General features: G+C 36.1%; 22 protein-coding genes and 1 pseudogene. All 23 read left to right on the top strand.

The window, feature by feature from the left end; translation table 11 throughout:
• The first annotated feature begins 111 nt into the window (after positions 1-111).
• Positions 112-981, top strand: a complete 870-nt coding sequence (locus BTR25_RS23755) for a TIR domain-containing protein (RefSeq protein WP_254842787.1) — start codon at positions 112-114, stop codon at positions 979-981.
• 130 nt (positions 982-1,111) lie between these two features.
• Positions 1,112-1,285 (top strand): hypothetical protein, encoded by a 174-nt coding sequence (locus BTR25_RS27890; protein ID WP_175596878.1) that lies wholly within the window; start codon positions 1,112-1,114, stop codon positions 1,283-1,285.
• A gap of 503 nt (positions 1,286-1,788) precedes the next feature.
• Complete coding sequence (locus BTR25_RS23750; RefSeq protein WP_083652539.1) at positions 1,789-4,509, top strand: ATP-dependent helicase; 2,721 nt, start codon at positions 1,789-1,791, stop codon at positions 4,507-4,509.
• Between the two features lie 289 nt (positions 4,510-4,798).
• Entirely contained in the window at positions 4,799-5,233 is a 435-nt protein-coding gene (locus BTR25_RS23745) for a DUF192 domain-containing protein (RefSeq protein ID WP_139311324.1), read from the top strand.
• A 354-nt stretch (positions 5,234-5,587) separates the two neighbouring features.
• Entirely contained in the window at positions 5,588-5,908 is a 321-nt protein-coding gene (locus tag BTR25_RS26945) for an ArsR/SmtB family transcription factor (RefSeq protein WP_083652537.1), read from the top strand.
• Positions 5,909-5,911: 3 nt separating this feature from the next.
• A complete protein-coding gene (locus BTR25_RS26940) occupies positions 5,912-6,301 on the top strand; it encodes an SRPBCC family protein (protein WP_083652536.1) in 390 nt (129 codons plus the stop codon).
• Positions 6,302-6,505: 204 nt separating this feature from the next.
• A complete protein-coding gene (locus tag BTR25_RS23735) occupies positions 6,506-6,877 on the top strand; it encodes an iron chaperone (RefSeq protein ID WP_075690469.1) in 372 nt (123 codons plus the stop codon).
• Between the two features lie 62 nt (positions 6,878-6,939).
• The gene (locus BTR25_RS23730) at positions 6,940-7,647 is read left to right on the top strand and encodes an FAD-dependent oxidoreductase (RefSeq protein WP_075690468.1); all 708 of its coding nucleotides are present in this window, start codon (positions 6,940-6,942) and stop codon (positions 7,645-7,647) included.
• A 23-nt stretch (positions 7,648-7,670) separates the two neighbouring features.
• Positions 7,671-7,808 carry a hypothetical protein gene (locus tag BTR25_RS27885; protein ID WP_175596877.1) on the top strand — a complete coding sequence of 46 codons (138 nt, stop codon included), beginning with the start codon at positions 7,671-7,673 and terminating at the stop codon, positions 7,806-7,808.
• A gap of 160 nt (positions 7,809-7,968) precedes the next feature.
• The gene (locus BTR25_RS23725; protein WP_075690467.1) at positions 7,969-8,373 is read left to right on the top strand and encodes a DUF1761 domain-containing protein; all 405 of its coding nucleotides are present in this window, start codon (positions 7,969-7,971) and stop codon (positions 8,371-8,373) included.
• Between the two features lie 356 nt (positions 8,374-8,729).
• The gene (locus BTR25_RS23720; RefSeq protein ID WP_075690466.1) at positions 8,730-9,164 is read left to right on the top strand and encodes a DUF192 domain-containing protein; all 435 of its coding nucleotides are present in this window, start codon (positions 8,730-8,732) and stop codon (positions 9,162-9,164) included.
• Positions 9,165-9,814: 650 nt separating this feature from the next.
• On the top strand, positions 9,815-10,492 hold the full coding sequence (locus tag BTR25_RS23710) for an EcsC family protein (protein WP_075690464.1): 678 nt from the start codon (positions 9,815-9,817) through the stop codon (positions 10,490-10,492).
• A gap of 497 nt (positions 10,493-10,989) precedes the next feature.
• The gene (locus BTR25_RS23705) at positions 10,990-12,183 is read left to right on the top strand and encodes a hypothetical protein (protein WP_075690463.1); all 1,194 of its coding nucleotides are present in this window, start codon (positions 10,990-10,992) and stop codon (positions 12,181-12,183) included.
• Positions 12,184-12,425: 242 nt separating this feature from the next.
• Complete coding sequence (locus tag BTR25_RS23700; RefSeq protein ID WP_075690462.1) at positions 12,426-12,611, top strand: hypothetical protein; 186 nt, start codon at positions 12,426-12,428, stop codon at positions 12,609-12,611.
• 373 nt (positions 12,612-12,984) lie between these two features.
• Positions 12,985-13,129, top strand: a pseudogene (locus tag BTR25_RS28790) (SDR family NAD(P)-dependent oxidoreductase); the annotation flags it as partial.
• A 123-nt stretch (positions 13,130-13,252) separates the two neighbouring features.
• Positions 13,253-14,398, top strand: a complete 1,146-nt coding sequence (locus BTR25_RS23690; RefSeq protein ID WP_075690460.1) for a pyridoxal-phosphate dependent enzyme — start codon at positions 13,253-13,255, stop codon at positions 14,396-14,398.
• Between the two features lie 176 nt (positions 14,399-14,574).
• Entirely contained in the window at positions 14,575-16,551 is a 1,977-nt protein-coding gene (locus BTR25_RS23685; RefSeq protein ID WP_075690459.1) for a sigma 54-interacting transcriptional regulator, read from the top strand.
• A 201-nt stretch (positions 16,552-16,752) separates the two neighbouring features.
• Entirely contained in the window at positions 16,753-17,733 is a 981-nt protein-coding gene (locus BTR25_RS23680) for a D-2-hydroxyacid dehydrogenase (protein ID WP_075690458.1), read from the top strand.
• 25 nt (positions 17,734-17,758) lie between these two features.
• Positions 17,759-18,913: a tyramine oxidase subunit B gene (locus BTR25_RS23675; protein WP_075690457.1), complete on the top strand. Its 1,155-nt coding sequence runs from the start codon at positions 17,759-17,761 to the stop codon at positions 18,911-18,913.
• 254 nt (positions 18,914-19,167) lie between these two features.
• On the top strand, positions 19,168-20,283 hold the full coding sequence (locus BTR25_RS23670) for a mandelate racemase/muconate lactonizing enzyme family protein (protein ID WP_075690456.1): 1,116 nt from the start codon (positions 19,168-19,170) through the stop codon (positions 20,281-20,283).
• A gap of 76 nt (positions 20,284-20,359) precedes the next feature.
• The gene (locus tag BTR25_RS23665) at positions 20,360-21,361 is read left to right on the top strand and encodes a TAXI family TRAP transporter solute-binding subunit (RefSeq protein ID WP_075690455.1); all 1,002 of its coding nucleotides are present in this window, start codon (positions 20,360-20,362) and stop codon (positions 21,359-21,361) included.
• On the top strand, positions 21,358-23,253 hold the full coding sequence (locus BTR25_RS23660; RefSeq protein ID WP_075690454.1) for a TRAP transporter permease: 1,896 nt from the start codon (positions 21,358-21,360) through the stop codon (positions 23,251-23,253). The genes BTR25_RS23665 and BTR25_RS23660 overlap by 4 nt, the downstream gene beginning before the upstream one ends.
• Before the next feature lie 6 nt (positions 23,254-23,259).
• The gene (locus BTR25_RS23655) at positions 23,260-25,302 is read left to right on the top strand and encodes a hydantoinase/oxoprolinase family protein (RefSeq protein ID WP_075690453.1); all 2,043 of its coding nucleotides are present in this window, start codon (positions 23,260-23,262) and stop codon (positions 25,300-25,302) included.
• Positions 25,303-25,320 lie beyond the last annotated feature (18 nt).

Here is a 25,320-nt window from a genome sequence, read left to right as displayed (position 1 = left end):
CATTTTTAACAAACTTTTTAATCTTATATTATTAATCCAAATTGTGGAAGGATTATGATATAATTAATATAAATTTTATATAATTAACTTGTAATTTTTTCCGGAGGATTTATGACGACGATAAAACCAAAATTATTTATTGGCTCTGCTAGAGAATCTATTGAATATGTAGACGCAATTCATGAACAACTTCACTATGTAGCTGAAGTAACTCCCTGGTCAGCTGGTACATTTGCTGCACTAGAATATACAATGGAAAGTCTAGAAAGACAATTGGATATTAATGATTTCGCTGTATTTGTATTCTCACCAGATGATGTTGTAAATACGCGAGGAAATATCACATTCAAAACTAGGGATAATACATTATTTGAAATGGGATTATTTTGGGGAAGACTAAGAAGAGGCAGAGTGTTTTATATAATTCCCGATCAAATTCCTAATCAAGAAGGTGTAGAAGGATATCGTTTACCGTCAGACCTGGATGGTTTAACCGTTTTGAAATATGAAATCCGGACAGATCAAAACTTTGAAGCAGCTGTAAATAGAGCATGTAGAGCAATCAAAACAAAGATACAAGAACTTCAATTTTATGCTGATCCCTCTAAACTTTTAGAAGAAGCATACAATAATACTGAGAAGGATTATTCAATAATTCGCTTGCTCCGTAAATTATCGAAGGAACTATTACTCAACCCCACTCGGAAATATGAATACCTAACTGAAGGTGTTAGAACAGCTTATCAACCTCCGGAATTTTTTTCAGTTGAGGGTATAGGTGTGTGGATGGCAGAAGAACATGGTTTAAGGCAAATTGCTGGAAATGAAGGTCGAGACCTGTTTTATGAATTTGGCGTTAACGAAGGAAGACAAGAGTCAGAAAGAATTATTGTTGTTGATTGCTTTTTAAAAAGTGAGGAGTCTGTATTACAAAAAGTGATATTCATTTTGATAAAAGATATGGGCTGTGTTATCCTATAGGGAACCAATTAGTTCTTCTTGTCGCTATAACAGGAACAAGGGAATTAAGTGAAGAAGAAATTGACGATATTTTTAGGCATAATTATAACTTGATGAATACAATAAATTATATTTTCGGAGGCGATTCTGCATGAACAGATCTCGTCAATTAACAGGAAAACATTCTTATAAAATTGGGGAAGCTGTAACTGGTATTCGAGCTGTTATTCCTACCAAAAATGGAAGAGAAGAACCAGGGGTAGTCGTTTATAAGAGAAAAGCAGAATACAAAGACGACCCTTATAAAAAAAGAGCAAGAGCATAATTTTAGAGAAGAGAATATAATTTTCTTCTCTATTTTTGATTAACTCTAAAATTAAATAATACCCTAACCCTTGGTCTAAAAATTTGTAAATCGCTTCTCGTAATCTTTTAGTTTCTAAATAATTTAATTGTTTTTCTTCTGGCTATTTTGCAGTATTTGTCTATGTTAATACTGCTTTCTGAGTAAAATCATGCTATATAATTTGTTCCTCAATAGCATTCTGCACACACCCACAATAAGAAGCGCTGCTGCTATATTACCCAAACAAAATTAACGAAAACTAAAAAGTCGAGTGAGAAGAAAGTGGAACATAAAAACAAGCTCGGGAAATCATGCGAAAATACGTACTTGCATAATATTCAGGTCAGTCCCCCAGTACTGTAAAGTTTTACAGAACTGGGGGACTGACCCTTTGAATGCGCATAAATGTTTCCATAAACTAAGAAATCAGTATTATAATGATATTAATGATGAATTGAACACTTGAGTGTAGAGGACATGCCATGGATGTAGTAGATTTTTCGAAATTATTACCATATGAGCTTGGTGAAACAAATAGTGCTGATGCTATACCTTTTCTTATATCGTTTTTAAAAAATGGGGATCGTAGTGAAAAAAGATTAGCAGCCTCTGCAATCAGCAAACTTTCCAAACGCTTTCCAGATGAGTGCAGGGAAACACTTCCGATTCTGATACAAAATTTAACTTCAGATACATCCCAAATTCGACAGTATACATTAAATGCGATATGCACATTATCCTTAGGTAAAGGTCAAATTACCCAAAATGACTTTAATAAAATTCAATACATAGAAGCAAATGATCCAAAAGAATACAACAAATCTATTGCACAAAAAATTATTGAAAAATGGACAAAACTATTAGGTCAGGCAAACGTAGTTGAGTTTCAAGATATAGAAATAATGCCGAAACCAAAGTTTAATCATTATCCAAAGGATGCCAACAAAAAGACGATTGAAAAAGCAGAGATCGCTGATACCAAAACAACTGTAGAATTGGTAAAGGATGATGAAGCGGATGCTTTTTACTTTCGGTCTCTCGAAGCGATGGGAGTTAAATTAAATGAACCACAGCTGCACGCTGTTCGACATTTTGAAGGTTCAGCCATAGTTTTAGCAGGAGCAGGAAGTGGAAAGACAAGGGTACTCGCTTCAAGAGCGGGATATTTGATTTCTGTACATCGTGTTGAGCCAAAACATGTATTAATGCTGACATTCACTAACAAAGCTGCTGGAGAAATGAAAGAACGAATTTCGACGCTGCCTGGGCTGACTAAAAGAATGGTAAATGAAATTACCAATGGAACTTATCATTCGATCTTCTTAAAAATACTTAAAAGTCAAGGTGACAATCGAGATCTACTAACGATTGAGAAACAGAAACATACCTATCTTCAAATCATTATGAAAGAGATGGGACTAGGTGACGAATATGAACCTGAATCATTGATTGCCATATTGTCACATTATAAAAACAACATGATATCTGTATCGGAAATGCCGGACCGGTCACCAATTGAAAAAGAGATAAAAGAAATTTTACTAAAGTATGAAGCGAAGAAAAAAGAAGTTGGATTAATGGATTTTGATGATATACTTCTAGATTCTTATAAGCACTTAAAAAAGAATCCAAGATTATTGACAACCATCCGAAGCCGTTTTCATTATGTTTTATGTGATGAGTGGCAGGACACAAACCCGATCCAATATGAATTAATTAAAATGATCGCTCTGCCACAAAATAATCTATTTGTAGTCGGTGATGATGATCAAACAATCTTTGAATTTAACGGAGCTGATTCTTCCATCATCTTAAACTTCAATAAGGATTATCCAGGTACAAAAACATACCATTTACATATTAATTACCGGTCAACCACTAGTATAGTTGGACTAGCCAATAAAATCATTTCTTTTAACAAATTCCGTTATGCGAAAACATTACAAGCAACCAAAGAAAGCAACGATCAGCCATTCTTTATCCATCCAAGGACATCGGATGAAGAAGCGGAGGTAATCATTGAAAATATAGTAAATGACATACGTCAAGGTCACCGTAACTATCGTGATTTTACCATTCTTTTTAGGACAAGTAGTTATAGTCGTGCAGTTTTTGAACAATTGGTGCTTCAGGAAATTCCATTTGTAACGTTTGGCAATTCAAATACTTTTTACGAGCAATCACTCGTCAAGCCCGTCATTGATCACTTGAGATTAGCACTGGATGGAAATAACCTAGAGGCAGTGAAAGGGGTAGTTCCTACTCTTTACCTAAATCGTGAGAAAACAGTTGAATTTATACAACTTAGGGAATTTACAAATCCTACAAAAAACTTACTGCTTCATGCAGTAGAAATTCCACTTCTGAAAGAATTTCAAAAAAATAACATCTTTGCTCGAGTTAGGTTATTACAAGAAATAAAGGATAAAGAACCTTTAGAGGCAATTAAGCTCATACGGAAGGAATATGAAAAATATCTTAATACCTCGGAACGAAAAAACATTACGGTCCATAAAGAAATGGTAAACGAAACGCTTGCTGAAATTGAGACTTCAGCTGCACGTTTTGAAAACATTCCGGAATTTCTAGCGTTTATAAAAGAAATCATCACGAAAAATAAAAAAATGGAAGAGCTGAGGAAAGACCCTAAAGCAGATGTTGTAAAATTGATGAGTATTCATAAATCAAAGGGACTAGAGTTCCCTGTCGTGTATCTAATCGGATCATCTGAAAATATCTTACCTCATAAATCAGCCTTAGAGGCGGAAGGTAAAAAAGACCTTATTCTAACAAAACGAGTTGAAAATAAAGTTAATTCAGCTATTGAAGGAGAAAGAAGGCTTGCCTACGTTGCGGTTACAAGAGCTGAAGAGGAGTTATACGTCTCCTCTCCAAGTGAGTTCAAAGGACAAAAGGTAGAGACTTCTCGCTTTATTATCGAAGCATTTTCTGAACCTAAGGCAATAAAAACAACAGATCGACAAACAAACAGGCGTCAAACGAGAACTAGTAGAAATGAAAGAGATGAAAATACTCCATCTCAAAAAAGGATATTAGAATCAACTCTAGGCTGGGAATGTCTCACTCCTTCATGTAAAGCATGGAAACGAATAGGGTCGTATGAGGAAATACAATTAGACCAAATACCATGTCTTGTATGCGGAGGAGAGATGGAAAAAGCAGTGAAAGAAGTATATCAATAATCGTTTGGGTCAAGCAATTAGGGTCAGTCTCCCACACCGGTAGTGCTTTAAACCGGCGGGGGAATGACCCTTTATTTCATAGGCAGCCCTTTTCTAGCTTCATAAAAAGGATTTAGTCAAATAAAACTGCGCCCTTCATATAATATATACCAACTGCAGGTCTGGAATAATTTAATGGTAAAGTATTGGAAGTGATATGGAGTTATGGTCATTTTGTTTCATCTGTTCTCGACTTACTCCAACTTTCTTCCTTTTTACACAAGAGGGAATAAATAAGGTGAGTGAAAAAATGTTAAAAAAGATGATTAAATTATTCGCTTTTCTATCTCGTAAAGATAAACAAACAGTTCTTCAAACCAAAACGATAGAATTAACAAATGGAGAAAAGACATTCAATTTAACCGTTCAAGTGGCAGATACTCCCGAAAAAAGAGACAAAGGCTTAATGTTTGTTAAAAAATTATCTGAAAATGAAGGGATGCTATTTGTGTTTTCAGGGAAAACATATGGCGGTTTTTGGATGAAAAACACTTTAATTCCTCTATCTATTGCATTCCTTGATTCAGATGGAAAAATCCTAAAAATATTAGATATGCTGCCGTGTAAAGAGAAGTATTGTCCTACTTATGATCCGGAATTATTTTATGATTATGCACTCGAAGTCAATCTTGGATGGTTTGAACAGAATCAAATCAAAGAAGGGGATTATGTATGGATGGATTAAATCATCTCACCTCTAGGAGTTCTTAGAAGTGAGGTGATTTTTTTAATGCGAGATTGGCTTGGTTGCTCAATATATAATTAGAGAACATGATCGTTCCTTCTTTGTCAGGTTACATGTCTTTAGGGTAGCGGGCAATAATTCCCTGCTTTGAGTTCTTAAATACTGATAATGTTTCTATGGTCATACTATCATTGCTGACATGCATTTTTGGGGGTTACGTAATATAAAAAGGTTTTTTCCAGCTACCTTGCTTATTTTATAAAATTGCACTAATTCACAAGTTGACTAGACACCTATTAGTGTCGTATAATTACGACACTAATAGGTGTCTTATCCGTAAAAGGGGTGAGGATTTTGGATAATACTTGCCAAAAACATGACGTTTATGTCGCCATTGCAGATCCAACAAGACGTAAAATAATACGTTTGTTAGCAGATGCAGAAGAGTTACCGCTTTACCAATTAACTGCTCAATTTCAAATGGGGCGAACTGCTGTTTCTAAACATTTGGCTATCCTGAAAGAAGCTGATTTAGTAACTAACCGAAAATTCGGTAGAGAAACAAGATATCGATTAAATGTAGCACCCTTACAGGAAGTTAAAGATTGGTTATCCTTTTATGAGAAGTTTTGGAATGAAAAAGCAATATTACTAAAGAATATATTGGAGGAATAATTAATGGCAGATCTATCACTGGATTTTCAATTTAAGAGTCCAATCAATAAGGTATGGGATTCATTAACACACTCAGATACTCTTGCTCAATGGGTAATGGAGAATAATTTTAGACCCATCGTAGGTTACAAATGCCAGTTTCGAAACGAGGAAATAGGTTTAATTGTAGATAGTGAAGTATTGGTAGTGGACAAGCCCTATAAGTTATCTTACACATGGGTAGGTGGACCAATAAACACTGTAGTCACTTGGACATTAAAAGAAGAGGGTGAAATTACGCACTTACATCTTGAACAAACAGGTTTCGGAAAAGAAAACCAAGCGTACAATGGTGCAAAATATGGTTGGGCGTATAAGGTTGAAGAGCTTAAAAAAGTGTTAGGCGAGATATAAGAGGAAATTACTGAAGTGAGTTTTTTGTATCAAGTTATCGTAAAGGTATTTCAATTGCTCAGAATAAAGCCTGAGCAAACGTTTTTTAGTATATGTTTTAACTTTTTGTTAAGTAATTCTGAGCGGTATCGTGAGGAGTTATACGACGAATAGGTTTAAGGAACTTTTTTATACGACATAAATTTTATTTTAGGAGGGAACAACTTGGAAGTTTTTTCTGAATTTTTAGCGGGGATTGATGACCCGTCCCAACGAGAAAGAACGGAAGAAGTGTTTACTTGGATAAAAAATAAATATCCAAATTTGGAAACAGAAATGAAATGGAAGCAACCGATGTTTACCGATCACGGTACTTTTATTATTGGCTTTAGTGTATCTAAAAAGCATTTAGCTGTCGCCCCTGAAAGGGTGACGATCACTCATGTAGAGGATGATATTGTGAAGGCTGGATATGACTACACGAAAGAGCTGATCCGTATCCCTTGGAAGTCTCCGGTTGATTACTCACTCCTTGAGAAAATGATTGAGTTTAATATTTGGGACAAGGCAAACTGTTCAACTTTTTGGCGGAAATAGAAAAATAGGATAGCCCTTGAAAACTATTGAGGGCTACTAAGAGGCTTACAGGAGGAGTTAGCATGGGAATTTTCCAAGATATGTTATCAATATTTAAAAAGAGAGAATTATTGTTTATAGAAAGTTATAAAGAATCAGAAGGTGTTTATAGCTTTCTATTTGAAAAAGAAAAGGATTTAACTTGGAAAGCAGGGCAACATGGTTTATTTAGTATTACGCATAGGAAAATAAAAAATCATACGCGTCCATTCACTTTGGCATCTGCTCCCAAAGAAAATAGTGTTAAAATAACGATGAAAATCAATGATAATCCGAGTGAGTTTAAAAAAGCGATGTTAGAATTAAAACAGGGTATGAAAGTTAGTATGAGCGGACCTGTAGGGTCATTTTATTTAAAAGATGAAGTCCCCACAATCTTAATTGCAGGTGGAATTGGAATAACACCCTATCGATCAATACTAAAACAAATAGAAGCAGAAGGAAATGGCAACGACAAGCCAATACAAATTCTTTATTACGATAGCAATAAGTCATACATTTATAAAGATGAACTTGATGGAGTTGCTGTGAATACTTCAATAAATATAACGTACATTAATTCAAGAAATGACTTACATCAGGAAATTGACAAGTTTACCTCTTTAAATACGAATGAGGGTAAATACTTTATTGCAGGACCAAAGTCAATGGTAAATTCCATTTCAAGTTACTTGCAAAATAATAATATTTCAAAACGGAATATCAAAAAGGATTCTTTTTTCGGGTATTAATAAATTCAGGAAGATTCACTGAAATGTTGAACTTTAAGATGGCTTATGTTAAGAAAGATGAAAATCAATTGCTTCAGGTACAAATATACAACTGGAAAATGACCTATCAAAGAGAAGATTTCGTTCAACATGATCGACTTTTTATTTTTGACTCAAACTAAGCGGGGATTTAATTGAAAGAATTGGTGGGTCCAAGAGTATGAAGGAAAATGTAAGGAAGTTAGAGTAATATAAAATTACTATAGCTATTTTTAATCGAAGCAATTATAAAATTCGTTTTCAGAAGGCTATTTTAATTTTTTTTTAAAAGGGGTAGGTAGAGTGATAGATTTATTAGAAATTAATTATTTTGCTGTTCTTTTAGCAACGTTAGCAACTATGATGATCGGTTTTTTATGGTATTCACCTGCTTTGTTTGGAAATCTATGGATGAAGGAAATTGGTCTAAACAAAGAGGATATATCAAGCGGGGGACCAATGACATATGTTTTAACAGCTCTAACTGCATTAGTTGGATCCTTTTTTTTGGCTTTATTATTAACGTTGTTTGAAGAAAGAACAATTATGTCTGGGTTAACTGTTGCCATTATTGTTGCTATAAGCATTTCAGCAAAAATAGGGATGAACTTTTTATTTGAAAGTAAGACAAAGAGGCTTTATTTCATCACAATAGGTTATCATATTGTAGCTTATATTGTATCAGGCATTATTTTAGGAATAATGTAATAAGCAGCATTCTAAAAATATGCGAATTTTTTGTAAGGGGAAGTGGTGATGCTCCCCTTATTTTTTGATTAATTTTCCCATGATAATTGATTCATTCGTGCTATTGGGTCAGTCCCTCACAACGGTAGCACTTTAAACCGGTGGGAACTGACCCTTTATCTCATTGTCAGCCCTTTTCTTGCTTCATTAAAAAGGATTAGTCAAATAAAACTGTGTCCTTCATATAATATACCAACTGTAGGTCGGGAATAATTCAATGTGATCTGGAGTTATGGGCATTTCGTTTCTTCTGTTCTCAACTTACTCCAACTTTCTTCCTTTTTACTCAAAAGGTAATAAATAAGGTGAGTGAAAAAATGTTAAAAAAGATGATTAAATTATTCGCTTTTCTATCTCGTAAGGAAAAACAAAGAGTTCTTCAAGCCAAAACAATTAAATTAACAAATGGAGAAAAGACATTCAATTTAACCGTTCAAGTTGCAGATACTCCCGAAAAAAGAGACAAAGGCTTAATGTTTGTTGAAAAATTGTCTGTAAATGAAGGGATGCTATTTGTGTTTTCAGGGAAAACATATGGCGGTTTTTGGATGAAAAACACCTTAATTCCTCTATCTGTTGCATTCCTTGATTCAGATGGAAAAATTCTAAAAATTTTAGATATGCTGCCGTGTAAAGAGGATTACTGTCCTACTTATGATCCGGAACTATTTTATGATTATGCACTTGAAGTCAATCTTGGATGGTTTGAAAAGAATCAAATCAAAGAAGGGAATTATGTATTGATGGATTAAATCATCTCACCCTCTAGGAGTTCTTAGAAGTGAGGTGATTTTTTAATGCAAGATTGGCTTGGTTACTCAATTTGGAAAGATAATAAGTCTTAGATAAGGGTCAGTCGTCCAGCCGGTAGTGCTTTAAACCGGTGGGGGACTGGCCTTTTTTCGTTGTTAGCAGGGTCAGTCCCCGGCACTGTAAGGTTTACAGAAGTGGGATACTGATCCCTTAATTGAATCGATATTTGATAATATGAATATAGAAAATACCACACTTAGAAATCAAAGTATTCTTGTGGAATTACATCCGTAATAGAGCTAAAACCGGCTTTACCTTCTTGAGGTTATTGGCCCAATTGTCATCGCATTTCGAAATGTTGAAAAGCTTGCCTAAGGTCATCCTGTTTTCCAAGAGGACAAGGATGTACCCTGGAATCCGTGGAATGCCTATTAGGCGATATTTTAGGCTTAAGCCCAAATACTTCCTTCATGTGGGCAATCCAGCAGGTCTTAACTGAATAGCCATGTTTTTGTTTTATGTAATCTTGTATTTCCTTATAGGTCGCCAAATAATCATCTCCTATTATTGTCCTACTAAAATGAAAACTTCCTATTATGTTCCTACTAAAGTATAATTTTACCATAAATATATTTGGATGGTGCCTAAGATGATCAAACAAGTAAAGACTTTAACTCATGATGCAATAATGAATGCTCTAGATTGGTCGTATGATACGGCCATAAATGGTGGTATACCTGGGATGGATACTGCAGTCGAACTTGCAGACAACTATCTAAAAAAGAAGGGGAGTCTAGAAGAGCAGGTTAATAGTTTGATTCGTTGGCAAAATACTAAGAGTGTTACTAGTGGTTTTTTAACTGGATTAGGTGGAATCATAACATTACCAGTTGCCATTCCTGCTAATATTGCTAGTGTTTTACTTGTACAGATTAGAATGGTTGCCGCTATTGCTCATATGGGCGGAAATAACCTAAAAGATGATGAAGTAAAATCATATGTTTATCTATGTTTGGCAGGTAATGGAGCCAAGGAAATAGCAAAAAATACAGGCATTGTTATTGGTCAAAAGCTTGCTATGAGCGGAATCAAGAAAATCCCTTCTGCAGTTATTACAAAAATCAACCAGGCAGTTGGATTTCGACTACTAACCAAATTTGGCGAAAAAGGTGCCATTAACCTTGGCAAAGCAGTCCCTCTTGTAGGGGGAATTATTGGCGGTACTGTTGATGGGATTACAACCAATATAATAGGAGATGTAGCACGAAAAATCTTTATAGAAGAGGATAATAAAGGGGATGAACCCTTTATTATTGAAGTTAATTAAGGATTTATAACAAAAAGGATACCAAAGCAGCATATATCTGCAAATAGTATCCCTTTTTAAGTTCAGACGGTATAAATAAACCAGTTTTGTGGTTAAAAAATATCTATTAAAAATGAATGAAGTTGAATTTGGCACTGTAGTCACTGGTTAGTAGGGGAAGTCACCTCTAAATAAACTGCGGGACTGGACCTATCTTTATGCGGTTCAGTTTGAAGAACGGAATGGGGTCTATATTTATTTCTGTGATAGGGAAACTTAAAGATAGGGTAAAGTTTGTTTTCAATAAAAACTTTGGGGAAAAAGCCAAAGTTCATATTTTATCMGGCCTAACCTAAGCATAGTAGGTGAGGCTTTATTTTATCAGAGGTTCTGTTTTTTGTTGGTGCCTTATACTTATTTATTTGGAAATTAAAGGGTAATAGTTCCTAAAGGTAGAAATAAAATATATTCATATTTACATTAAGATCGATTCCTACATAAAAGGTGGAAAGTAATATATGCCTATACTGCCACAAGCAATTATTTCTGCATTTGCTGCACTAGGTGGAGAACGTAGTATTAGAGAGATTAAAGATTGGATTGAAGCTAGATTCGGGGATAGATGGAAGGACATAGGAACATGTATGGCAGATATGGTATCTGTTTCACACGGAGGGAGTGGCTCATCACAACTTGATGTAAAATATCGTGTCTTAAAAAAAGTATCAAGAGGTAAGTACTGTCTTATAAACAACAATAGTAATAGAGAAGACTCGAGAATCGTTAACAGCGACATAAAAGAATGTATCCAAGAAATCTATAACGAAGATAATCAACAATCAGTATATCATTCAAATTATTTCTTCAGTTTATCGAATGATAATATCCTTGAAGTATATACATCAAAAAGGCTTCCATACGAACCAAAAGGCTGGCAATTGGAATTACGAAGTAAGATTAGAAGTCATCTGAAATTCTTGAGATGTGAAGGTGTATTTTTACATGCTCTGTATAAATCAATGGATCAGAGTTTCTTTGATGTTGAAAACGTTTTATTTTACAACGTTGGTCCTTCTGCCTTTAGTCACTTAAACATAAAAACCCTTCTATTTGAAAGGGCCTTTGAACAACCTTCTATCGTAAATGAAGAGCAACATTATAAACACTATCAGTCATATAAAATTATAGAACAAGATGAACACATGTCAGCGAATTGGATGAAGGAAAAGACATTAGCAACATGGGAGAACGTCGCTATACCTAAATTATCTAGTGAGATAAAACCACATTCAATCTGGTATGCAATGAAAACTGGATCTTTAAAAATTCAAGAAAGAATAAATAGTAATTATTATGGGTTGGAAGTAACAATTAAACCCCCTATACATACTCAATTAAACTTAGTTTCTGTTATTAAACCACTTCTAGATGGAATCATAAGTGCCTTTCATCACCATGACTCATCAGATATAGACGAAGTTGTAAATAGATTGAATCATTATATCAATCTACCTACAAAAGAAATCGAACACTTATTACTAGATAGCAGCAAAACTATATTAGGACCTAGAAACCTCATTCAACCATATAGAAATGGAGTGAAATGGAACCCGGAAGATGATGCCTTTCAATTTATAAAAATTAAAGTAGATTCTCAACATCAGAATAGTGATTGGAACATAGATGGAAAGATTTTTTCAATCAATAGTTGAGATACAGACAACAGATGGACCCGGTGCTGATTATCGCAAATTCGAGTTCTGGGAAGACGTATTAGCTAATAAACAATGGTAATCCCCTTAAACCCAAGAGAGATAGTCAAGGGGGTAATATTATGATGTTAGGTAGTATTTTTATTTTAATATCTATAATAATAAATTCTTCTTTTGAATCGGGGTTACCTACTGTTTTTCGAGAAAAACAGACAGATTCAATGGAATGAGGAGAGCTAACAATGACCAGGATGTCTAATCTATTAGAACCTGAACTGCTTGAATTAGAAAATGATTGGTGGGATCGAGAGGATGAAAATGACCTAAGCTGGTTGAACGAAGGGGAAGCCATTTTTTTTATTCATTCTAAAATTCAAGACATGCACATCTCACAATCGAGTAGGCGCTTTTTTCTTCAGATTAAATAGGGTATTTTTATGAGGATAACTGGCTTAACTTAATCTGGTATCCTAACAGCTTGAAAATGGGTATAACTTGGAAGGTCAGTCCCTACTATAGCTCCATTAATATTAGCACTCATATATACGGGTTTACAGTGTACATTTGCTCCTACTCAAATATCTAAAAACTATAAAACACCCACAAACGTTTTCCCAATAAATGTTTGTGGGTGATTTTTTTCTGTAGTAAAAGGTTTAAATGATAAACTTCCTTTTGCAGCTTACCAATGGAGTAATCTGTACCCCAGATTCATTCCGCCACAAAACCTTCACATTTCCCCAAAAACAGCGCTGGGGGTCAGGCGCCTTTTTTTATATATACTGGAAGGAGCTGTTTGTTTTGGTTAGATCTTTAACAGGAAAGGTAGCTTTTATTACAGGTGCTGGAAGAGGAATTGGAAAAGCGACTGCCATTGCTTGCGAATGCTGGGGTTAACCTTGGTTTACTTGCAACAACTGAATCAAATTTAACGCAAGTAGCAAGTGTTGTGGAATGACTAGGAGTAAAAATTGCTTATGCAGTAGTGGAATTTTTTAAACTTAGATACTTGGCACATTTCTTGCATTGTCACAAGTGAAACCATATTTAAAAAAAGGAGTTGAATTATATGTATCCCCTTAATCGAAACTTTGCGTGTTTTCAGTGTATTAAGTGCAAGGGAATTTATCGTGACTTTGATAGAGATTATGTTGAGGGATGTCCGGTTTGTTTAGAAAAGGGAGAGCCTGCAAGTGTCTCTATTGCATACAAACATGTGTGCATAAAGGGTAACGGGAAACGACTATTTCGGTATAGTGATATGCTACCGTTTGAAACCTTTCCTACGCTTGGTGAAGGAGATATTCCTCATATTAAGCTTGAAAAGTTGAGCCGAAAAATGGGTTTGAAGAATTTATGGATAAAACATGAAGGGCAAAATCCAACTGGTTCGCATAAGGATCGGATGAGTCCATTTATTATTGCTCGGGCAAAATCGCTCGGAATGAAAACCGTAGCTGTTGCATCTAGTGGGAATGCAGGTGTTTCGATAGCAACGTATGCTGCTTCAGAGGACCTTGCATGTGTAGTCTTAACGACTCCTACAATTTCAGCGATTTGGAAGCAGGCGATTGAAAAAACAGGAGCAAAATTAATCTATAAACAAGATGCACTAGCTAGATGGAGTGAAATGAAGGAAATGGTTAGAAAAAAGGAATGGTACCCGGCAACCAATTACCTTCTTCCTCCTGTTGGTAGTAATCCATTTGGAATTCAGGGCTATAAAACGATTGCGTATGAAATTATCGAAGACTTTCCCCAATTACCACACTATATTTTTGTTCCCACTGCCAGAGGAGATATGTTATGGGGGATATGGAAAGGCTTTGAAGAATGCATGTCTGCGGGTATTATTGATTCAATCCCAAGGTTAGTGGCGGTTGAGCCACTTCCTAGGTTAGAAAGAGTATTTCAAGGAGAGCTGTATACGAATGTATTTAATGGTACATCTACACAGACACCATCCGTTTCAGGGAATACGGTGACCTACCAGGCACTCCAGGCGATTCAAAATTCGAGTGGAAAGGTAGTAACTATTCTCAGCGAGCAAGCTGAAAGCGCGCAGCTTGAATTAGGCATGCATGGAATATATGCTGAACGTTCATCTGCCTTAGTTTATGAGGCTTTACGAAAATTAGTGAAAAGCAAAGAAATCAAAGAAGAAGATCGTGTGCTGTTGATTATTTCCTCTAATGGTTATAAAGAACTACTATAGTTTAATTTACTATTCTACAAAACCCTAATATTGCAAAGTTAGCCCTTATTCTTAGCCTCAATCTCTCTTAATATGTTAAAGGGAATAATATATAGAATATTGTTAACATTTCAATAATCGTATAAAATTTAAAAATAAGATGTATTAAGGTGCCAGATGGGAAGAGGTGAAGATTTGTGCAAAGCTTTGCTGAATTGAAAGGTGAATTAGAGAAAATGCTGAAACCTAAAATAGCAATGCTAGGTTATAAGGAATTTATTGAATTGGCTTCAAACATTGTGAAAGAGAATAATGATTCTTACGAAATGTTTATTCATTCCTGTTATAAGGATGAATGTATATCGTTATTACCAAAATTAATTGAAAAAAAAATAGATATTATAATAACCGGGAATATAAATAAAGAGATTTTCGAGAGTATTTGTAATATTCCTGTTATTGCCTTCCGTATAACTCCATATGATATTTTGTCGTCTATCAAAAAAACAATCAACTCTACAAAGCGGATTGCAATAACCATTCCGTCCATTCAAGACCTCTATGACTACACTTTGTTATCTGAACTTTTAAATATTGAATTAAAAATGATTTCTTTTGAAAATGAACTAGATCTCCGAGAATCTATTAAGGAGTTTTCACGAGAAGAAGGGGTCGTGATTGGCTCAAGCTTATCTGTTAGTATTGCACGTGAGTATGGACTAATAGGGCATTTAGTGTATTCCCTCGAAAGTACAATTGAAGAATCGATTCAACGCGCCACAGAGATTGTGTATTTTAAGCGAAAAGAAGAAAAATTTAACACAGAGTTTAAAGCAATTATGAATTCTGTGAATGATGGTATTTTAACGACAAATAATCAAGGTGAAGTCACTCTGATGAATAGCTCAGCTACAAATTTATTAAAGCTGGCTAACGATATCCCCCAGCGAAGAAAACTTGAAGAACTTTTACCACCTCGTATTTATCATGAATTCATCAAGGATCATTTGGACAAGCATTCACTTGTGAATATTGGGAATACGACAGTTGCTTTATCACGAACGCCTATCTACGTAAAAGACTATGAAGTTGGAAATGTGTATACCTTCAATGACATTACAGATGTTCAGGAAATTGATAATAAATTCCGGATTCAAAATAGGGAAAGCACTTGGAAAGCGAAGGTAACGTTTGACGATATTATTAATCATAGTGCCTTAATGAAACGGGTAGTAGAAGAAGCAAAACGTTTTTCACAAACAGACTCAACCATTCTAATCAAGGGTGAAACAGGAACTGGAAAGGAAATGTTCGCACAAAGCATTCATAATCATAGTTCTCGAAAACTATTTCCATTTGTGGCTATTAACTGCGCAGCTCTACCAGATTCCTTATTAGAGAGTGAGCTCTTTGGACATAAGACTGGAGCATTCACAGGTGCCTCACAGAAAGGAAGAAAGGGATTATTTGAAATTGCACATAAGGGTACAATCTTCTTGGATGAGATTAATTCAACTTCAACTAGCTTTCAGGTCAAACTCTTACGGGTCCTCCAAGAGAAAGAGATTGTTCCAATTGGAAGTGATAAGGTAGTAAAGGTGGATATTCGAATTATTGCAGCTGCAAACGGAAATCTCCTAGATTTAGTTAAAACGGAAAAGTTTAGGTCTGATTTGTATTACAGGCTAAATGTCCTGGAAATTAATATACCACCATTGAGGTTTCGACTTGAGGATTTACCTATGTTAATTGCTCAATACTTTAGTAAGGATTTGCATTTCTATAGACAAATTTCGTCGTACATACCGATTATTGCGGACGAGCTCTCCCAATACGGGTTTCCAGGGAATGTTAGAGAATTACTGAACATCCTTGAAAGGTTCACCCTTCTTTGCGATATTACAAAAGTATCTGATTTAAGCTATTTAAAAGATTTGTTACTACGTCATATTGATTTTACTCAAGGAGAGGAAGATATAGCAGGTATCCTAATACCGGTTTTTCCAGCAAATGAACCATACAAAGAAGCATTGAAAGAAGCTGAACGTGCTTTGGTGAGAGCTTATCATGAAGCGTCGAACGGTAATAAGACAAAGCTTGCTAAGCTGATGGGTGTAACTAGGTCGACATTATACAGAAAGTTAAATGAACTGAACCTTGAAGATTTATTATGACGAATGAATTAGTATAGGTATGGAATGTAGTAATTTTAATACACATGTATAAAAAATAATACAATAAATAGATTTTTTCTTCATAATAATCAAGCCCTATTTATCAAGATGGGGCTTTACATTTTATATTATGATCCACTTTTAATAGTTTGGCATGCTTATTGCATGTTAGATGGATGGGTTTTATTAAAAAGAAAATGATTGGGGGAAAGGATAATTAACAACTCTTATTCTGTTTTAATTTCGTGGCCCATTAAAGACGAATACATGCAAAAATTAAAGGATGAATTCCTGAATCTTCATTTTGTACGTTGTGTAGACCCTACTGAAATGTTCTTATATGTGGAGGATACAGATATTATGTTTGCAGGAAAACTCCAGCGGGAGCATTTTATACGAGCGAAAAAGCTTAAGTGGTTACAACTGCATGGCCATGGTGTGGACAGCTATTTATTTCCAGAATTAAAAGCATCGGATGTCCTATTAACCAATGCTAGCCAGGTACACTCTATACCTATGGCTGAGCATGTATTTGCGATGCTTTTATTTCATACGAGAAGGCTAAAGGGGCTAACAGAAGCGCAAAAACAAAATAGCTGGATAAAGAATGAGCTATATCATGAATTTACGGAACTATATAAAAAAACAATGCTGTTAGTCGGTGTTGGGAATATTGGCAAAGAAGTTGCCAAGAGAGCTAAGGCATTCGGAATGAAGGTATGGGGTGTTAGGAGGAATCCAAGAAAGGAAAATAAGTATGTAGACAAGATGTATTCCTTTAACGAGTTGGAGGATGCGATAAATGGGGCAGATTATATTATCCTTTCGTTACCCGCAACCTCAGAAACCATAAGTTTATTTGGAAAGAGGGTACTACAGGCAATGAAAGAAAATGCACTTCTCATTAATATTGGCCGGGGGAGTGTCATCGCCGAACACGAGCTCATTGATTTTTTATCAAATCATCCAACAAATTCTGCAGCGTTAGATGTATTTGAAGTAGAGCCATTACCTCCTACATCAAAGCTATATCAGATGGACAATGTGTTTGTTAGTCCACATGTATCAGGTATCTCACCTGCTATACAAGAAAGACAATATGAGATATTTAGAAGTAATCTTAATAAGTTTTTGAATGGAGAGAAGCTTGATAATCTTGTAGAAAAAAATCTAGGGTACTAGATAAAAATGAATGGAGTGGAATAGAATGTCTTCTCAAGAAATTAATAGTAGAATTGACCTTTTATATTTGTCTGAGAAAGACTTATTGGAAGTCGGAGTATTAGACATGAAGAAATGTATCGAGTGTATGGATGAAATGTTTGAGCTCGTTGGAAAAGGGGATTACCTCATGGGAGGACCTGCGGAAAATGAGCATGGTATAAAAATTTGGTTTCCAAGAGGACAAAGAACAGAAAAAATGCCTGTAGCAGGACCTGACCGGCGTTTTATGTCGATGATTTCGTATTTGGGGGGAGATTTCAATATTTGCGGTGATAAATGGTATGGATCAAATACAAAAAATAAAGAGAAGGGCATACCTCGGTCAATATTGACAATCACCTTAAATGATGTAGAAACAGGCCAACCGATTTCCTTTATGTCAGGAAACTTGATTAGTTCCACAAGAACTGGAGCTATACCAGGAGTTGCTGTAAAGTACTTAGCTTCTTCAAAAGCAGATACACTTGCTGTGATTGGTGCTGGCGTTATTAATTGGGCATGTGTTCGTGCTATTTTAGAGACACAAAAAGCGATTAAAACGGTGAAGGTATATGATATCTTCAGTCAGGCTTCTCAATCGTTTTGTGAAAGGGTTGAGAAGGAATGGAATATCGTCGCTGTTCAAACGAATTCTATTGAAGAGTGTGTGAGAGAATCAGATATCATAACAGTAGCTACTTCCGGTAAAGACATGCCTGTTATTGAGGATGAGTGGATGAAAGCCGGGTGTTTACTGGCATTTACAAATGGGGGAAAGGTCTCTGATCACTTTCTTACACAAAATAAGATTGTGTTAGATAATTGGAACATGCATAAATGTACTGGCGATGATTGGTTCAAATGGGAATATAATCAAAGTGGTTTGAAAGCATTAAATGAAGACACCTATTATGGGATTGCTGGCCAAGTATATCGAATGTATAAGGAAAAGAAACTTGAAGAGGATGCCATATTAAATTTAGGAGACATTGTAAACGGAAATACAGTCGGTCGTGTAGATGATAAAGAAAGAATTGTTTTTTATGCTGGAGGAATGCCTGTAGAAGATATTGCATGGGCTTATACTCTTTACAAAGAAGCTAGAAAGCAAAATATTGGGCAAATCCTGAATTTGTGGGAAAAACCATACTTTGCGTAAATTATGTAAACACCTCACTAACAATTGAGATGTATATATATCGTATATAATTAGCGACAACTGTTTCGAAATTAGGACAACATGGATTCGATTTTAACTATTTTTAAAAATTGTATATTAGATTTCAAGATTGATATAAGTATATCTCCATCTTAAATTTACAGATTATTCAGACTTGGCACACAACTTGCATTACTAGACTAGTGAAGATATGAAAAAAGATTTTTTAAAAATTTTGAGGAGGCCGATCAAAAATGAAAATAGTAGATATTAAAGCTACAAATCTGGAAATACCCTATGATGTTGAGTACCGTCCAGCCTGGCAACCAGGGTTAGTCAGAAAATCACGTGATTTTACTCTTGTAAGAGTTTACACAGAGGATGGAATAGTTGGATACAGTGGAACAGACGGTTACCACGCCCACACCATTGAGACAAAGGTAAAGCCTTATTTAATAGGAAAAGATGTCTTTGCGACAGAACAGCATGCAAGAGTACTACGTAACGCAGGTGTTATGTGGTTCATTGATTTAGCTTTTTGGGACATTATTGGGAAAGCTGCAAACTTACCGCTGTATAAGCTTTGGGGTTATACAAGGGATAAGGTAAAGGCATATGCAAGTACAGCAGAATTAGGAACTCCAGAAAATAGAGCAGAATTAGCGGCAAGGTATAAAGAAGAGGGCTTTAAAGCAATGAAAATTCGTCTTCATCATGAAGAAATGAAGGATGATTTAGCATTAATCGACAGTGTGATGAATGCAGCGCCTGATTTAGAATTCATGGTGGATGCCAATCAAGCAACATCATTACCATCTCCTTCCCAAGGAGTCGTCTGGGATTATCGTCGAGCGTTAGCCACAGCTAAAGAACTAGAGGATCGAAATGTCGTTTGGCTAGAAGAGCCACTATCACGTTATGATTTTCCAAATTTAATCCGGTTACGTGAAAATACCTCGATACATATCGCAGGAGGTGAAAAGAATCTTGGATTACACGAATTCCGCTGGTTAATTGAAAAAGGAGTATATGACATTATCCAGCCCGACATCACAATGTCTGAAGGAATTTCTCAATTAAGAAAAATTGCTGCTATGACAGAGATGAACAAATTACACTTTGTTCCCCATCATGGTTTAAGCGGTTTCGGATTAGCTGGAGTTGTCCATTTATGTTGCTCAACTCCTGGTTACATGTGGTTAGAAATGATGTATGAGCCACCAACACGTACAATTGAAACCTATCAACAGCTTGGCGGCATTATTGAGGATAAAGTTTGGATTGACAAAGAAGGATATGTGCACGCAATCAACAAGCCAGGTCTTGGCCTAGATGTAAATGAAGCAATGATAGACAAATATACAGTATAGACCTTTTGGTAGAACTTCAATTGCTTTCGATTTAATGGTAATTCATTAAACTAAAAAGAGGCGGGTGGGTGTAAATATGAAAAAGGGAATTCTCTTTCCTATATTTTTGGTCCTAATGTTAGTACTTTTAGCTGCTTGTGGTAGTGAAACGGGATCAGGTTCTACTGATGAAGGGACAAGTAAAAATACAGGTAAAAAAGAATTTGTCACAATTGCAGCAGGATCGTCCGGGGGGACGTATTACTTAATAGGTTCAGGTATTGTAAGCCAGCTAAATAAGTATGAATCAAATATTACTGCAAACTCAGAAGTTACAAACGGTACTGCTGAAAATATTGGATTGTTAGGGAGTGACTCAGTAAATTTCGGAATAATCCTCGCTGATGTTGCATACCGAGCTCAAAATGGACTTAGTGAATATGAAGGGAAAGCACAAGACAATTTACGAATTATAATGAAGGGACATCCCAATGACCTGCAAATCGTTGTGTTGGAGGATTCAGGAATTAACTCGATGAGTGATTTACGTGGTAAGCGAGTGTCACTGGCTTATGGTCTACCTGATTTAACAGCGGAAATATTAGAAACAGCGGATGGTTTAGTAAGAGATAAAGATTACAAGTCAGAAATACTTCCTTTTAATGATGCTATTTCAGCCATGAAGGATGGTCATATTGATGCGATTACATTTTTATCAGGTAAACCTGTAGCATCTATTTCAGATATTTCGGCGACACATGATATTAAAATCCTCCCAGTTTCGAAAGAGGAGCAAAAGAAGGTAACAGATAAATATAGCTACTTCGAAACTAGTGTTGTTGAGGCTGGAACCTATCAAGGGCAAGATACTGAAATCCCAACATTAAAAATATCAGCATTCCTACTAACAAACGAAGAGGTTTCAGAAGACTTGGTATACAAGGTTACGAAATCTGTATTAGAGTATCCAGGTGAATTCTCAAATATTCACTCTGCTGCAAAATATTGGACGCTACCAGAGGCTGCAAAAGGATTCCATATCCCTGCTCATCCTGGTGCGATTAAGTATTACAAAGAAAAAGGAATCGAGATTGAATGAGTGCCGAGCGTTTTGCAATAAAAATAATTTATATACTAGCAATTGCCCTCTCATTATTCCAGCTTTGGGTTGCTAGTAATGGATTACTAACACAATATCAGCTAAGGGGTACACATTTAGGGTTGGTCCTTGTGCTAGTATACCTCACTATGATTCACAAATCATTACAAGCAGAAAAAACAAACTGGATTCGAGCATCCATTGGCTTGCTAGGTGTTATAGCAGTTGCATGGTTTTCCAGTTATATCGTGATAACGGACCAACAGCTTTTCTATAATGCGAGTAACCCTAGTGCGTTAGAAATTTTTCTAGGTATATTGAGTATCATTGCGATTCTAGAAGCGACCCGTTTTTTAATGGGATGGGTCCTTCCTTTACTTGCTATCATTGCTCTTGCTTATGCATTTTTGGGACCACATTTACCAAGCTTATTCGCTCATCGGGGATACTCTGTTGAGCGGCTTGTCAGTACATTGTATATGGGAGGCGAAGGAATCTATGGTCCTCCAATTGCTGCAACAGCAACGTTTGTAGCGATATTCGTTATTTTTGGTTCCTTCCTATTACATTCAGGTGCAGGTAATATTTTCGTCGATATTGCCTTTAGTTTGTTTGGAAAAGTCCGGGGGGGTCCTGCGAAAATGTCAGTTGTTTCAAGTAGTTTTTTTGGAATGGTATCTGGTAGCCCAGTTGCGAATGTAGTAAGTACTGGCACGCTTTCCATCCCACTTATGATCAAAAACGGATATAAACCACATGTCGCAGCTGCGATTGAAGCAACCTCGTCAACCGGAGGGCAACTTGTTCCGCCTGTGTTAGGAGCAGCAGCCTTCTTAATGGCAGAAGTAACTGCCATTCCGTACTTGGAAATTGTGAAGGCATCTATCATACCGGCGCTTGTGTTTTATTTCGCCATTTTTATTATGGTTGATTTTGAAGCAGGAAAACATGGTCTCAAAGGACTTAAGAAGGAAGAACTACCAAGATTTAAAAACGTAATGATGAGTGGTTGGAATTTACTGCTTCCAATTGCTGTTCTAATCTACATTTTAGTAGTTGCAAAGATGACTCCAATGAGTGCAGCTTTTTGGTCCATCGTCTCTGTTATTGTTTTTTCGTTCTTCCAACGAGCAACAAGAATGAACTGGAAAATGATAAAAGACGCCCTTATTTCTGGCGGTGAAAATCTGATGGAGGTTGTTAGTGCATGTGCAACAGCGGGTATTATTATTGGAGTATTAAATTTAACAGGATTGGGTTTAAAGTTCTCCACCATTTTAGTTTCCATCTCTGGAGGACATTTGTTCCTGTTACTTGTGCTTGCAGCATTAGCATCAATTGTGTTGGGAATGGGTCTCCCAGCAGTTGGAGTTTATTTAGTACTATCTGTCTTAGTTGCACCGTCTTTAGTTGAACTCGGGGTTAGTGTTATATCAGCACACTTCTTTATCTTCTATTTTGGGGTTTTATCTTCGATTACTCCTCCAATCGCATTAGCAGCGTATGCTGCAGGAGGGATTGCGAAGGCTGACCCGATGAAAACAGGATTTACAGCAGTGAAACTTGCAGCAGCTGCCTATATTTTTCCATTTATTTTCATCATGCAACCTTCTCTGCTGACATTAGATGGTAGTTTGTTAGAGCTTGGATTTGATATTATTACCTCTTTGATCGGTACGTTTGCAATCGCAATTGCATTACAAGGGTATCCGTTAAAAGGAAGGTTTGTTGTCATTAAAAGGCTGATTGCGTTTGCTTTAAGTATTTGTTTAATAATCCCTAACGGTATAATCAGTTTAATAGGTCTATTGATTTTAATAATTTTACTCGCACCGAATTTAAAGAATATTATAAAATTCGGTCGACTTACTAGTATGAAGAGAGGGGCTTAATAGAAGATGGGATTTCGTATTGGTATAGATACTGGAGGTACATTTACGGATGTAGCTTTAATAAATGAGAATAACGGTCAACTTTATGCAGCCAAAGTACCCTCTACACCTCATAATCCATCAGAAGCAATTATACAAGGGATGGAGAAGATTTTAAGTGAAACGGGAGTAAAGGAAAGTGAAATCAGCTTTTTTATTCATGGTACCACGGTAGCTACAAATGCTCTTCTTGAGCAAAAAGGAGCCATTACTGCGTTAATAACCACAGAAGGGTTTAAAGATGTCCTTGAAATTGGGAGACAGACTAGACCAAAATTATACGATTTTAGAGCAAGAAAGCCTAGTCCGTTAATCCCGAGGCACTTACGTGTTGAGGCAGCAGAAAGAATTCGATCAAACGGTGAGATTATTACACCTATTCAAGTCAGTCAGTTGGAGCAAGTGTTAGACGAGTTAAAACGGCAAGGTGTAGAAGCCATCTCGGTTTGTCTACTGAATTCCTATATTAATGATACACACGAACGTATAGTTAAAAAAATTATAGAAGAAAAATTACCACATGTATACGTATCATTGTCTAGCGAAGTGTTATCTGAATATCGTGAATTTGAACGAACAAGTACAACCGTGATTAATTCTTATGTTATGCCGAAAATGAAAAAATACTTGAATCAGTTACATCAAGAGCTAAAAAAGCGGGATGTCTCATCTGATTTATATATTATGCAATCAAATGGGGGCATCATTAGTACAGAAACCGCTACAGAAGTACCTGCACGCACCGTTCTTTCTGGTCCAGCTGGAGGAGCTATGGCGGGAATTACAATTTCCCAAATGACAGGAAGAGAAAACCTAATCACAATTGACATGGGCGGTACGAGTTTAGATACATGCTTAATTGAAAAGGGTCAGCCACATTTTACGACAATGAGTGAGATTGGGAGTATGCCAATTAAATTACCAATGGTAGAAATGCATACCATTGGTTCAGGTGGCGGAAGTATTGCTTGGATTGATGCAGGTGGTGCTTTGTGTGTTGGACCTCATAGTGCGGGTGCCTTCCCAGGACCTGTCTGTTATGGCCGCGGTGGAATTGAACCGACTGTTACGGATGCTAATGTAATCCTTGGTAGATTGAACCCGGATTACATTCTTGGTGGGGAAATGAAAATGGATGTTGAGGCGGCCAGGCAAGTAGTCTATGAAAAAATTGCAAAACCATTAGGAATGAGTGTTGAAAAAGCAGCAGAAGGAATCATCCGAGTTGTGAATGCAAATATGGTTCGTGGGATTCATGTAGTTTCTGTTGAAAAAGGTCACGATCCTCGTGATTTCTCCTTGGTCGCATTTGGTGGAGCAGGACCTGTAAATGCTATTGATCTCGGGATGGAATTAGGCTGCCCTGAAATCATCGTTCCAAAATATCCAGGTATTACATGTGCTATCGGCATGCTAAGCTCGAATATCAAACAAGATTATGTGCAAACTTTCTTATTTGATGTAGGAAAATTAAATGTCGAGGATATGAAAACTATCTATCGTAGACTTGAAGAAAAAGCAAGTGAACAGATGGAAAAGGAAGGATTAGTTGGTGACAAGGTTACGATAGTAAAAAGCATGGACCTACGCTACAAAGGACAGTCTTATGAACTAACAGTATCGATAGGCAACCATGAACTTAATCAGGGACAAATAAACCAGACTGTTAAGGAATTCCATAAGCAATATCAAAAATTATATGGGTATAGTCAAGAAGAAAATCCGCTTGAAGTCGTGAACCTTCGATTAATCGCCATTGGGCATGTAGAAAACATTGATTTTTCATACGTGCAACAGCAAAAAGGTGTGATGCCACAGCCTATTCAGAGACGAAAGGTGTACTTTCATGGTGAATTCATAGAGTCGAATATTTATAATCGTAATTCATTTACAGAAGGCTCAAGAATCCACGGTCCAGCGGTTATTGAACAATTAGATTCCACAATAGTGGTTTATCCTAAACAAGAAGCTGTTTGTGATACTTACGGAAATTTAGTCATTCAATTATAGCAGGGAGGCGGTCTCCAT

Source organism: Bacillus sp. MRMR6 (genome assembly GCF_001940785.1).
Lineage (GTDB): Bacteria > Bacillota > Bacilli > Bacillales > Cytobacillaceae > Neobacillus.
Note: the sequence above shows the minus strand (reverse complement) of the source record. Positions and strands in the feature narration are given on the sequence as shown.

Coding starts and splice junctions, on each gene's coding strand:
- BTR25_RS23755 (WP_254842787.1), top strand. CDS start 112: ATGACGACGATAAAACCAAAATTATTTATTGGCTCTGCTAGAGAATCT.
- BTR25_RS27890 (WP_175596878.1), top strand. CDS start 1,112: ATGAACAGATCTCGTCAATTAACAGGAAAACATTCTTATAAAATTGGG.
- BTR25_RS23750 (WP_083652539.1), top strand. CDS start 1,789: ATGGATGTAGTAGATTTTTCGAAATTATTACCATATGAGCTTGGTGAA.
- BTR25_RS23745 (WP_139311324.1), top strand. CDS start 4,799: ATGTTAAAAAAGATGATTAAATTATTCGCTTTTCTATCTCGTAAAGAT.
- BTR25_RS26940 (WP_083652536.1), top strand. CDS start 5,912: ATGGCAGATCTATCACTGGATTTTCAATTTAAGAGTCCAATCAATAAG.
- BTR25_RS23730 (WP_075690468.1), top strand. CDS start 6,940: ATGGGAATTTTCCAAGATATGTTATCAATATTTAAAAAGAGAGAATTA.
- BTR25_RS27885 (WP_175596877.1), top strand. CDS start 7,671: ATGTTGAACTTTAAGATGGCTTATGTTAAGAAAGATGAAAATCAATTG.
- BTR25_RS23720 (WP_075690466.1), top strand. CDS start 8,730: ATGTTAAAAAAGATGATTAAATTATTCGCTTTTCTATCTCGTAAGGAA.
- BTR25_RS23710 (WP_075690464.1), top strand. CDS start 9,815: ATGATCAAACAAGTAAAGACTTTAACTCATGATGCAATAATGAATGCT.
- BTR25_RS23705 (WP_075690463.1), top strand. CDS start 10,990: ATGCCTATACTGCCACAAGCAATTATTTCTGCATTTGCTGCACTAGGT.
- BTR25_RS23700 (WP_075690462.1), top strand. CDS start 12,426: ATGACCAGGATGTCTAATCTATTAGAACCTGAACTGCTTGAATTAGAA.
- BTR25_RS23690 (WP_075690460.1), top strand. CDS start 13,253: ATGTATCCCCTTAATCGAAACTTTGCGTGTTTTCAGTGTATTAAGTGC.
- BTR25_RS23675 (WP_075690457.1), top strand. CDS start 17,759: ATGTCTTCTCAAGAAATTAATAGTAGAATTGACCTTTTATATTTGTCT.
- BTR25_RS23670 (WP_075690456.1), top strand. CDS start 19,168: ATGAAAATAGTAGATATTAAAGCTACAAATCTGGAAATACCCTATGAT.
- BTR25_RS23665 (WP_075690455.1), top strand. CDS start 20,360: ATGAAAAAGGGAATTCTCTTTCCTATATTTTTGGTCCTAATGTTAGTA.
- BTR25_RS23660 (WP_075690454.1), top strand. CDS start 21,358: ATGAGTGCCGAGCGTTTTGCAATAAAAATAATTTATATACTAGCAATT.
- BTR25_RS23655 (WP_075690453.1), top strand. CDS start 23,260: ATGGGATTTCGTATTGGTATAGATACTGGAGGTACATTTACGGATGTA.